Genomic DNA, 11,041 nt, shown 5'->3' with positions numbered 1-11,041 from the left:
GTCGCTGAAGCCCTGGACCGCCGGACGGACGCTCGCCTCGACCGAGGTGCTGAGCAGCGCGGAACCGGCGATGACTGATGCCGACCAACCGAGGCCGAGCAGGGTCAGGCCGATCGTGATCTGCAGGTCGGAGCTCCCGGACGTGCCGGCGACGGCCACCGCGACGATGAGCGTGCACTGTCCGAGGAGAATCGTCCGACCCGCACCCCAGCGGTCGCTCAACCACCCCATCACCGGCGAGAAGGCGAACATGCCGGCGATGTGCAGGCTGATGGTGAGACCGATGACGCGCAGCGACGATCCGTGGTCCTCCATGTGCACCGGCGTCAGGGCCATCACCGCCACCATCACGGCGTGCGCCGTGGCGATCGCGTAGACGGCGACCAATGCCGTGCCGCGCACGTGCGGGAGTGCGGCCCGCACACCGCTCGGCGCAGAAGCGGCGCCCTCCGTGCGCTCAAGCGGGTCCGGCCGCAGGAACACGAACGTCATGATGGCCGCCAGCGCGAACGTCACGACGGAGAACAGCACCGGTCCGGAGAGATCGGGCACGCCGACGCGGCGGGCGAGGTCGGCGCCCGGATCGGTCAGGTTCGGCCCGGCGACTGCGCCGATGGTCGTGGACCAGACCACGAGCGACAGCGAACGACCGACCTGTGTCTGGTTGGCGCGATCCGTGGCAGCGAAGCGCGACTGCAGGTTGGACGCCATGGCGGACCCGAACAGCAGGAGCCCGAGCAGGACCAGCGGAAGCGACACGAGCTCCGATCCGAGCACGGTGAGTACGGCGCCGATGGATCCGAGCAGCCAGCCGAGCGTCAGCGCCGGGCGCCTGCCGAATCGAACGGCGACCGCGGCAAGGGGCACTGACGCGGACGCGGTTCCGAGCGTCATCATCACCACGGCCATTCCGGCCCAGCCGGACGACCCGGTGACGTCCTTGACGACCAAGGAGCTGATCGCGATCCCCGCGCCGACGCCGATGCCGCCGACGACCTGGACGAGCGAGAGCACCGTGACGATCCGGCGTTGGATGCGCGTGCTCTCCGCAGTCGTCGTCACGGGACTACCAGATCGTGACTCGTCGGTCGGGTTCGAGCCACAGTCCGTCGTCGGGCTTCACGTCGAAGGCGTCGTAGAACGCGTCGATGTTGCGCACGACCTGGTTGCAGCGGAACTCCGGCGGGGAGTGGGGATCGATCGTCAGACGCCGCACGGTCTCCGCGGGACGGACCTTGGCCTGCCATGCCTGTGCCCACGAGAAGAAGAATCGCTGGTCGGCGGTGAGGTCGTCAATGGCGTCGGGTTCGGTGCCGGCGAGGGCCAGGCGCAGGGCCCGGTGGGCGATGCCGAGCCCCCCGAGATCGCCGATGTTCTCGCCGATCGTCAGTGACCCGTTGACGGTATGGGCGTCGCCACCCTCGGGGGAGAGGTGGTCGTACTGATCGACGAGCACGGCGGTGAGGGCCTCGAACGCGGCGCGGTCCTCGTCGGTCCACCAGTTGCGCATCGCGCCGGTGCCGTCGTAATGCGAGCCCTGGTCGTCGAAACCGTGGCCGATCTCGTGGCCGATGACGGCACCGATCGCTCCATAGTTGACTGCGTCGTCGGCGTCCGGATGGAAGAAGGGCGGCTGGAGGATGGCAGCCGGGAAGACGATCTCGTTCATCGCGGGGTTGTAGTAGGCATTGACCGTCTGCGGCGTCATGTACCACTCGTCGCGGTCGATGGGTGAGCCGATCTTGGCCAGCTCGCGATCCATCGCGACGGCGAGCGCACGGCGGGCATTGCCGAGCAGATCGGTGGGGTCGGTCTCGAGTGCGCTGTAGTCCTTGAACTCTTCCGGATGACCGATCTTCGGGGTGAACGAGGCGAGCTTCTCGAGGGCCCGCTCCTTGGTGGTCTCGCTCATCCAGGGCAGCGAGATGATGCTCTCGCGGTAGGCGGCTATGAGGTTGGTGATCAGGTCGCCCATGCGTTCCTTCGCGGCTGGAGGGAACTCGGTGCGGACGTAGATCTTGCCGACCGCCTCACCCATCGCGCCCTCCACGAACCCGACGCCGCGCTTCCAGCGGGGACGCAGCTCGTCGGTGCCGCTGAGCGTGCGTCCGTAGAACTCGAAGTTGGCGTCGACGAAGTCCGACGACAGGTACGGCGCCCCGCTGTGCACGATCTGCCAGCGCAGCCAGTCGCACCAGGCCGGCAGCTCGTCGTCGACGAGCAGAGTCGAGAAGCCTTGCAGGAACGACGGCTGGGCCACCACGACCTCGGCCACGGCCGGTGCCGGAATGCGAGCCGCGGTGGACCACGCCTCGAAGTCGAACGTCGGTACGAGCGCTTGCAGCCCGGCGGCATCGACGAGGTTGTACGTCTTCTGGGTGTCGCGGCAGGCGACACGATCCCAGTGGTGGGTCGCCAGTCGGGTCTCCAGGTCCATGACGCGCTGCGCTCGCGCTGCCGCCTCGTCCAGACCGGCGAGGTCGAGCATGGTGGCGACGTGCTCGACGTAGGCCTCGCGGATGGCGGTGAAGTCGTCACCTGAGTAGTAGGACTCGTCTGGAAGTCCCAAGCCGTCCTGGGACAGGTGCGTGATGTACCGGTCGGGTTGTCCACGGTCGGGGGCGATGAACAGGCCGAAGACGCTGCCGACGCCCGAGCGCTCGAGCGTGCCGAGCGTGCGCACGAAAGAGGCGACGTCGGTGACGGCCTCCGCCTGTCCGAGCTCGTCGGCCAGCGGTTGCGCCCCGAGGGTCTCGACGCGCTCCTCGTCCATGAAGCTGGAGTAGAGGTCGCCGATCTTGCGCTCCTCGCCCGCGGGATCGTCGGAAGGGTCGTCCCGGCAGGTCTCGACGATCGATCGCACCGTCTTCTCCGCCTCGTCGAACAGCGTCATGAAGGCGCCGGCGCTGGCGCGGTCGGCGGGAATGTCGGTGGTACGCAGCCAGGGGCCGTTCACATGACGAAACAGATCGTCCTGGACGCGGATGGACGGGTCGAGCTGCGAGGTGTCGATGGCAGGAGTCACGCGCCCACACTAGGCGCCAAGACTAGTCAGAGACGTGATTCGGCATCCGATTGCCTCATCGGTAACCTGAGGTCGCACCAGTTAGCCCCGAGGAGCCCCATGCGCGTCATCACGTACGGAACATTCGACCTGTTCCACGACGGACACCGTCGCCTTCTCGAGCGCGCCCGGTCTCTCGGCGACCACCTCATCGTCGCGGTCACCACCGAGAACTTCGACGATGCGCGCGGCAAGCTGAACGTCCAAGAGACCTTGATGGACCGCATCCAGAACGTCCAGGACAGCGGTCTCGCCGACGAGGTGATCATCGAGGAGTACGAAGGTCAGAAGATCAACGACATCCAGCGGCACCACATCGACATCTTCGCGATCGGCTCCGACTGGCTCGGCAAGTTCGACTACCTCAAGGACTACTGCGAGGTCGTGTACCTCGAACGCACCAAGGGCATCTCCAGCACCCAGCTGCGCAACGAGAACGCCGGCATGATGCGTCTCGGCGTCGTCGGCACCGGTCGCATCGCCAACCGGTTCGTCGACGAGGCGCACTTCGTGAGCGGCATCGACATCGAGGGGGCCTGGTCTCGCAGTCCCGAGAACGTCAAGACCTTCGTCGACCAGCACGATCTCGATCTCGCCGCCGGCTCGTACGAAGAACTCCTCGATGAGGTCGACTCCGTGTACATCGCCACTCCGCATGTCACCCACGTCGAGTACGCGCTCGCGGCGATGGAGCGCGGCAAGCACGTTTTGTGCGAGAAGCCGATGAGCCTCACGGAGGCCGACTGCGTCCGGCTGCAGGAGGCGGCCGAGCAGGCCGACGTGGTGCTGCTCGAAGCCGTCAAGACCGCGTTCTCACCCGGATTCCAGCGCCTCGTCGCGGTGGCCAGGAGCGGTTCCATCGGTGACATCCGCTCGGTCGACGCCACATTCACCAAGCTGACGACGGGCGACGTGCGAGAGCTCGACGCCGCGCAGGGGGGTGGCAGCCTGGCCGAGCTGGCCAGCTACCCGCTGCTCGCCGTGGTGAAGCTTCTGGGCGAGGACCACGAAGATCTCCGGACAACCTCGTTCAAGCCGGAGTCAAGTGACGTGGAGCTCTACTCACGGATCGACTTCCGCTTTCCGCACGCGGTCGCCTCGGCGCGCACGGGCCTCGGCGTCAAGGCCGAGGGAGATCTGGTCATCGCGGGTACCCGGGGCTACATCTACGTTCCGGCACCGTGGTGGAAGACCGAGTACTTCGAGGTCAGGTTCGAGAACCAGTCGGACAACAAGAAGTTCTACTACAAGTTCGACGGCGACGGCCTGCGCTACGAGATCGCCGAATTCGGCTCGATGATCCGCCGCGGCGAGCGCCAGACCTTCCGCCTGCGTGCGTCGGAGATGCGGTGGATGGCCCGCGTGCTCGAGTCCGCGCGCACGGACGCGCACGTGTTCGGCTGAGGGCGGCGTGAACCCCAGGAAGTTGCTGCGGCGGGCAGCCAACCGGGCCCGTCTGTCCCCGAACCCGCGACTCCGCGAGCTTTTCGCACTCGTCCGCACGACCTACCGACTCATCGGTCGCTGGTTCCCGTTCCTGCACCTCGGCTGGATGTCGAACCTGCGTCGTGCGGTCTGGGACGGCGACGACCTCGTGCTCCAGGGCTGGGCTTTCGTGCGTGGCGCCGACCAGGGGGCACGACCCGAGTTCGAGGTGTGGCTGCACCGACGATTCCGGCGTGAGCGCATCCGTGCAACGGTCACGCCCGTTGAGGACCCCGACGTCCTGGGCGCCGTGCCGCGTGCCGAGCTCAACTACAGCAACATGGCGTTCGAGGCCCGCCTTGACGGGCAGTCGCTGACCGGCCTGACCTCCGGGGGCTCCTGGCAGGTGCGCGTCGGCGTCACCGGCGGCGGCCGGCGCACGTGGGGTCCGCTCCGACGCATCTACCACTTCGGCTCGCCGGAGATCGTGCGACTTCGTCCATTCGGGGAGGGGCGCCTGGTCGGCCCACATTTCCACGAGCGTCGCGGTGTGCTGATCGTCGCCCAGGAGCCGGATGTGCTCGTGCGCGACGTCACCCTCGACAATCGCCAGATCAGCCTGCGGGTCGACGCGGACACGAACATCGAGGCGGCCGTGCTGATCGGCGAGGGACAGGAGGACGTCCCCCTGACCGTGACGCGCGAAGCTGACGGCGTCCGGCTGGTGGGGAGCCTGCCGCCCGGACAGATCGTCGTCGACGAGGAGACCGGAGCCCGGCATCCACCCACCTGGGCCGCGTCCATCGGATCTGGCCGTTCGCGGCGGTCGCTGACCTTGCTCGACGACGCCGACGGCCACCGACCCGCCTCCACAAGCACGCTTCTGGTGCGGGGCAGTGCGGCGCGTGAGCTCCAGATCATCGATGTCCCGCACTTCGTGGAGGTCAACGACATCGAGCGCGTGGACGAGGAGATCCCACACCTGCGGATCACCGGCACCGTTGTCGGCGATCCCACGGTGTTCTCGCTCGTCATGTCCAGCCAACACCTCGATCTCCCGGTCACGCTCGACCGTGTGGACGACGGCGGCCGGTTCGCCGCCCGTGTCCCGCTGCGCTTCTCCATGTGGGGCGGACCCGCGTTGCCGCCGATGCGTGGCGCGTACGACCTCGAGGGCCGCATCGACGGAGAACAGTTCAACACCTTCGTCAGCCCGGCGTTGATCGACCGGCTGCCACACGTCGACTCCCGGCCTGACACGCGGCTGCGACTCGAGCTCGCCCGGCGAGACGAGCTCCGCGTACGCGTCACCCGGCCGCGCGATAAGTCCGAGTACGGCTCGTACCACCAGAACATCCTCTTCGACCGCTTCGCGGAAAGCGGCCTGCCGGCGATCGACGCGGTCTACTTCGAGAGCTTCTTCGGCCGCAACGCCACCTGCAATCCACGCGCGATGGACCGTGAGGTCGCCCGCCGCCACCCCGATCTGCCCCGGTACTGGTCGGTCGACGACTTCTCGATCGAGGTGCCAGAGGGAGCGACACCGCTGATCATCGGGTCGCAGGAGTGGTGGAAGGTCCGCGAGTCCGCGCGGTGGATCGTCACGAACGAGTGGCTGCGCACGCGCTTCGTGAAGAGGTCGTTCCAGACGGTCCTTCAGACCTGGCACGGCTCGATGTACAAGAAGATCGGTTTCGACCGCTCGAAGAAGGGCTCGGGGCACCTCCAGAAGGTTCGACTGGAGCGCAGCAACTGGGACATGTTCATCTCCCAGAACGCCGACACGACCCCGATCATCCGTCGCGCGTACGACTTCCCGGAAGGCGTCATCGAGTCGGGTTATCCGCGCAACGACGAGCTGCACGACCCCGACCCGGCCCGCATCGCCGAGATCCGGGCGACGCTCGGCATACCCGAGGGCAACACAGTCGTCATGTACGCGCCCACCTGGCGTGAGGCGGGGCAGGAGGTCGAGCTGCTGGACGTCGTCGAGATGTCGGACCGCCTGGGCACCGGGTTCACCTTCCTGCAGCGCGGCCACGTGCGCACGCTCGACCTCGGTGCCGTCATCCGGCACGACGACGTCATCGACGTGAGCACACATCCGCAGATCAACGATCTGTACCTGGCCGCCGACCTGCTGATCACCGACTACTCCTCGATGATGTTCGACTACAGCGTCACCAGGCGGCCGATGATCTTCTTCACTCCCGACATCGACGAGTACACCGACCCCAAGGTGCGCGGCGTCTACTTCGATCTCGAGGAGATCTCGGCCGGGCCGGTCGTCCGCACCTCAGGCGAGGTCGTCGAGCTGCTCGACTCGGTCCGCTCCTGGGCACCCACCTACAAGGAGCGCTACGACGCCTGGTGCGCCCGCTTCAACCACGCCGACGACGGCCACGCGGCGTCGCGCGCTGTGGACGCCCTCTTCGCCTTCGATCCGAAGTCGCGATCGCGCACGCTCGTGGAGCGCTGGGACCTCGAGGCCGGCACCGGCGAAGACGCCTGAGCTCCTTAGCCGTGGGTGGCCGAGCTCGTCGATCGTTGCTCGGCGTCCGGTGGTCGAGATCGCGTGGCCAGGCCGGACAGCGCGAGCACTGCGCTGGTCGCGAGCAGAGCCAACCCGACGATGGCGAAAGCCGTCGAAGTCATCGTGAAGTCGAGCGGGGCATGGCCTGCATAGGCCTGCACCATGGTCGACATGATGATCGCCGCGTAGCCCACGGCACCGACACTGACGATCCGGAGTCGCCGTTGCTCCTGCGCCGGGGACGCCAGCAGGATCAGGGCCAAGGCCGGCAGAACCTGGGCGGAGTGCAGAGTGAACGCATGCGGCATCTTCAGCGCTCCCTCAGCACCGAACGTGTTCCCGCCTTCGACGATCATCTGCACCCCCACCGCCTGGCTGATCAGCATGAGGACGAGTCCGAGCCGGATCGCGAGTGCCAGGCTGGCAGGAGCGTCGAGCCGCACGAACGCCCACACCGTGATCAGCACCGTCATCAGTCCCACGATACTGACCAAGCTGCCCATCGCCGTGAACACCAGAGCGTCGAATGTGGTGTCCTCGTTGAAGTGCGAGGCGACGCCTCTCCAGGTCTGCATGGAGATCAGGAAGACCTCGGCCAGTGACGCCACGCCGAATGTCCCGAGCGTCAGCCAACCTGCGCGACGGCCTGGGCGCAGGAAGCTCATGAACCAGGTCACCGTGAGCATCGTGATCCCGAACGAGAGACCGAACACGATCGGCTTGCGCCAGGAGAGTGGCCCTTCCCACGCACCCCCGTCGACGAGGTAGACGGCGCCGTGGAACACGCCACCCAGCATCAGCAATGCACCACACAGGTAGCCGAATCGCTGCCAGCTGGTGACCGGGACGAACCGTCCGATCCGAACGATGTCCTCGAAAAGTTCCCTCATGCCCGACCCCAATCTTGCGACTCTCCCTGTTTCTGGTCGCAACGGGATCCCCGAACGCCAACGAGATTACGCCTCTCATCCGGCGGACGGCAACAACGTTCGGAGACGTCTTTTGGACGATCGTGTCAGGGCAGGCCGACCGGCTCCAGTAGGGTCGAGCAGGTCTACACTGAGGGGTCGGCATGCGGGTCGCAACAGTGGTGCTCGCGGCTGGTATGTCAAGCCGTTTCGGCGGTCGGCCCAAGCAGCTCGAGGCGCTCGGAGATGCGACCGTGCTGCAGCACGCCGTTCGGGCGTTCGCTCACGCCGACCGCGTGGCCGAGGTCTGGGTCGTGACGTCGGCCGAGCACGAGACGACGACGCGTGAGCTCCTGGCGGACGAACGGGTCACCGGCTTCGTCCTCGGCGGCGAGACCCGCGCCGCGTCCACGATCCGGGCCTTGGACACGCTCGATCCGTCTGTGACTCACGTGCTCGTGCACGACGCGGCACGACCCCTTTTGCCGCGCGACACCGTCGAGCGATGCCTCGACGCCCTGGAGACCGTCAACGTCGTCGCCACCGTCGTGCCGCCGTCCGACACCGTCGTCGTGCTCGACGAGGCGGGGGAGCGGGTCGTCTCCATGCCCGACCGCGACCGCGTACGCCTTCACCAGACGCCGCAGGGATTCCGTCGCGACCTGCTCGCCGATGCGTGGGCGCGCTTGGCCGGTACGCCGCCGTCGACCGACGACATCACCGCGGTGCTGCGTGTCTTCCCCGACGAGACGGTCGCCTGGGTCGATGGCGATCGTCGCACGATGAAGGTCACGCACCCGGACGATCTCGCCGTCGTGCGGGCCCTCGCCGCCACCTGGGTCGCCGAGCCCGGCTGATAATCTGACCCGATGGAAAAGACGCCGGAACCTCGTTCCGGCGTCTCGTACGTGATGCCGATCTTCAACGAGATCAGCTACGTCGAGGCGGCCGTCAAGAGCATCCTCGCGCAGGACTACGACGGCCCTGTCGAGCTCGTCCTCGCCCTCGCCCCCTCCAACGACGGCACCGACGAGGTCGTGCGCCGGCTGGCCGCAGAAGACGCCCGGATCACTGTCGTGGACAACCCGGGAATGCACATCCCGATCGGCCTCAACCGTGCCATCGCCGTGGCTCGACACCCCATCGTGATCCGCGTCGACGCGCACACCCAGCTCGAGCCGGACTACACCGAGCGTGGAGTCGCCGAGCTCGACCGGACGGGTGCCGCCAACCTCGGCGGCATCATGGTCGCGACCGGGCGGTCGGGATTCCAAGCTGCCGTCGCACGCGCCTACAACAGCCGGCTCGGGCTGGGCGGCGCCTCGTACCACGCTGGCCACGCCGAACCCGGGCCGGCAGAGTCTGCGTACCTCGGCATCATGCGGGCCTCCGCGGTGCGCGAGATCGGCGGCTTCGACGAGTCCCTGCGCCGAGGCGAGGACTGGGAGATGAACTTCCGTCTGCGCCGGGCCGGGCACCTCGTGTGGCTCGACCCGGCGCTGCGGGTCACCTACTGGCCACGCGACACCTGGAACAAGCTCGCCCGGCAGTTCCTCTCCACCGGGATCTGGCGTGGCGAGCTCACCCGGCGTCTCGGGGCGAAGAACCCGTTGCGCTTCTTCGCGCCGCCGGTGCTCGTCGTCAACCTCGTCGTGGCGCTGGTCGTCGCGTTGCTGCAGGTCACCGGTGTGCTGAGCGGCACCGTGGGCTGGGTCGCCTCGCTGGTGTACCTCGGACCGCTGGCCTACGTCGGAGCCCTCGTCGTCGCCGCGATCACCGCCAGGGGCTCCCTGCTCGACCGGTTGCGCTACGTCGTCGTCCTGGCCACGATGCACCTCTGCTGGGGCACCGGCTTCATCCTCGGCAGCGTCCGTGGCGGCGGCGACTCCGTCGACACCTCCCGCGTCGACACCTAAGGTGCGGCTGCGTCTGACGCTGCGGTAATACCCAGCATCGCTCCCCACATTCGAGGTCAGCGAAAGTACTGACGCGTCGCAGGCGGAAGATCGGCACTTCTCCCGATGTGGCGACCGGTTCCCAGTTCCTATCGTCACCTCATGAGACATACCCAGCGATGGAGGACATCATGAGCACCCACCCGAATGTTGCGGTCATCGAGCGGATGACCGAAGCGATCGTCGAGAACGACCGCGAGACGCTAGCCCGAGTCTTCACCGACGACATGGTCTTCCACGGCCGTGGTCCGATTCCGTTCGCAGGCGACCACCACGGAGTCGACGGCTTGCTGGCGGCCCTTGGCACCGTCTTCGAGCTGACCGACGGGGATGTGAAGCTGGAGCAGTTGTACTGCCTGGCTGACGACGAATGGGGGGCGGAGTGGGAGCACGCCGTCTTCGGTCGCAACGGGCGGACGTTGGCGATGAATGACTCCTTCGTCTACCGGTTCGACGACGGTCGAATCCGCGAGATGTGGTTCATCGCGGCCGGACCAGCCGAGTCTGCGTCGTTCTGGGCATAGGCGCCGTATTCGCGCGACACTGAGCCCATGGGCGACGGAGTCGGGCGTGGACGCGACGCATTCAACAAGCAGGCCTGGCGGCGGGCGTACGACGAGTTGTCCGCGGCCGCAGTCGCGGAGCCGCTCGAGGTCGACGATCTTGAGCGGCTGGCATCCGCGGCGTACCTCGCCGGGTTCAGCGACGAGAGCCGGTCTGCCTGGATCAGCGCCCACGAGAAGAGCGCGCACGTCGGCGACGTTGCACGGGCGGCCCGGTGCGCCTTCTGGCTGGCTTTCGCGCTGTTGAACAGCGGCGACCTGGCGCGCGGAGGCGGTTGGGTCGACCGCGCCCAGCGGCTACTGGACGACCGCAAGATCGACTGCGTCGAACGCGGTTACCTGCGCTACGCGGCCGCGATGCGTGCAACGTTCTCCGGCGACGTGCGCACTGGGCACGAGGCGTTTCACGCGGCGGCCGAGGTCGGCGTCCTCTTCCACGACCCCGAACTCGCAGCGCTGGCACGGATCGGCGAGGGCAGGTGCCTGATCTACCTCGACCGCGTGGACGAGGGGATCGCACTGCTCGACGAGGGGATGGTCGCCATCGAGACCAACGACGTCTCGGCGATCGCGATTGGCGATGCCTACTGCAC

General features: G+C 67.4%; 8 protein-coding genes and 1 pseudogene. 6 read left to right on the top strand and 3 right to left on the bottom strand.

The window, feature by feature from the left end; translation table 11 throughout:
* Both ACRDPN_RS04890 and ACRDPN_RS04885 read right to left on the bottom strand, forming a co-directional pair.
* Nucleotides 1–1,062 (bottom strand): MFS transporter (locus ACRDPN_RS04890; protein WP_431446246.1); only part of this gene is annotated, 1,062 nt, incomplete at its 3' end.
* Between the two features lie 4 nt (nt 1,063–1,066).
* Nucleotides 1,067–3,025, bottom strand: a complete 1,959-nt coding sequence (locus ACRDPN_RS04885) for a M13 family metallopeptidase (protein ID WP_431446245.1) — start codon at nt 3,023–3,025, stop codon at nt 1,067–1,069.
* Between the two features lie 99 nt (nt 3,026–3,124).
* Between ACRDPN_RS04885 and ACRDPN_RS04880 the strand changes: the two genes are divergently transcribed.
* Nucleotides 3,125–4,468, top strand: a complete 1,344-nt coding sequence (locus ACRDPN_RS04880) for a Gfo/Idh/MocA family oxidoreductase (RefSeq protein WP_431446244.1) — start codon at nt 3,125–3,127, stop codon at nt 4,466–4,468.
* A gap of 7 nt (nt 4,469–4,475) precedes the next feature.
* Nucleotides 4,476–7,001: a CDP-glycerol glycerophosphotransferase family protein gene (locus ACRDPN_RS04875; RefSeq protein ID WP_431446243.1), complete on the top strand. Its 2,526-nt coding sequence runs from the start codon at nt 4,476–4,478 to the stop codon at nt 6,999–7,001.
* A gap of 5 nt (nt 7,002–7,006) precedes the next feature.
* Here the strand turns inward: ACRDPN_RS04875 and ACRDPN_RS04870 are convergent, their stop codons facing one another.
* A complete protein-coding gene (locus ACRDPN_RS04870; RefSeq protein WP_431446242.1) occupies nt 7,007–7,912 on the bottom strand; it encodes a hypothetical protein in 906 nt (301 codons plus the stop codon).
* 182 nt (nt 7,913–8,094) lie between these two features.
* Here ACRDPN_RS04870 and ACRDPN_RS04865 point away from each other — a divergent pair, with 182 nt between their 5' ends.
* The 4 genes and pseudogenes from ACRDPN_RS04865 to ACRDPN_RS04850 all read left to right on the top strand — a co-directional run.
* Complete coding sequence (locus ACRDPN_RS04865) at nt 8,095–8,787, top strand: IspD/TarI family cytidylyltransferase (RefSeq protein ID WP_431446241.1); 693 nt, start codon at nt 8,095–8,097, stop codon at nt 8,785–8,787.
* 12 nt (nt 8,788–8,799) lie between these two features.
* Nucleotides 8,800–9,846: a glycosyltransferase family 2 protein gene (locus ACRDPN_RS04860; protein WP_431446240.1), complete on the top strand. Its 1,047-nt coding sequence runs from the start codon at nt 8,800–8,802 to the stop codon at nt 9,844–9,846.
* Between the two features lie 170 nt (nt 9,847–10,016).
* Entirely contained in the window at nt 10,017–10,409 is a 393-nt protein-coding gene (locus tag ACRDPN_RS04855) for a nuclear transport factor 2 family protein (RefSeq protein WP_431446239.1), read from the top strand.
* A 27-nt stretch (nt 10,410–10,436) separates the two neighbouring features.
* Nucleotides 10,437–11,041: pseudogene (locus tag ACRDPN_RS04850) on the top strand (hypothetical protein); the annotation flags it as partial.

The sequence above is a fragment of the Aeromicrobium sp. genome (assembly GCF_050700635.1).
Classification (GTDB): domain Bacteria; phylum Actinomycetota; class Actinomycetes; order Propionibacteriales; family Nocardioidaceae; genus Aeromicrobium.
Note: the sequence above shows the minus strand (reverse complement) of the source record. Positions and strands in the feature narration are given on the sequence as shown.

Coding starts and splice junctions, on each gene's coding strand:
- ACRDPN_RS04880 (WP_431446244.1), top strand. CDS start 3,125: ATGCGCGTCATCACGTACGGAACATTCGACCTGTTCCACGACGGACAC.
- ACRDPN_RS04855 (WP_431446239.1), top strand. CDS start 10,017: ATGAGCACCCACCCGAATGTTGCGGTCATCGAGCGGATGACCGAAGCG.
- ACRDPN_RS04870 (WP_431446242.1), bottom strand. CDS start 7,912: ATGAGGGAACTTTTCGAGGACATCGTTCGGATCGGACGGTTCGTCCCG.
- ACRDPN_RS04865 (WP_431446241.1), top strand. CDS start 8,095: ATGCGGGTCGCAACAGTGGTGCTCGCGGCTGGTATGTCAAGCCGTTTC.
- ACRDPN_RS04860 (WP_431446240.1), top strand. CDS start 8,800: ATGGAAAAGACGCCGGAACCTCGTTCCGGCGTCTCGTACGTGATGCCG.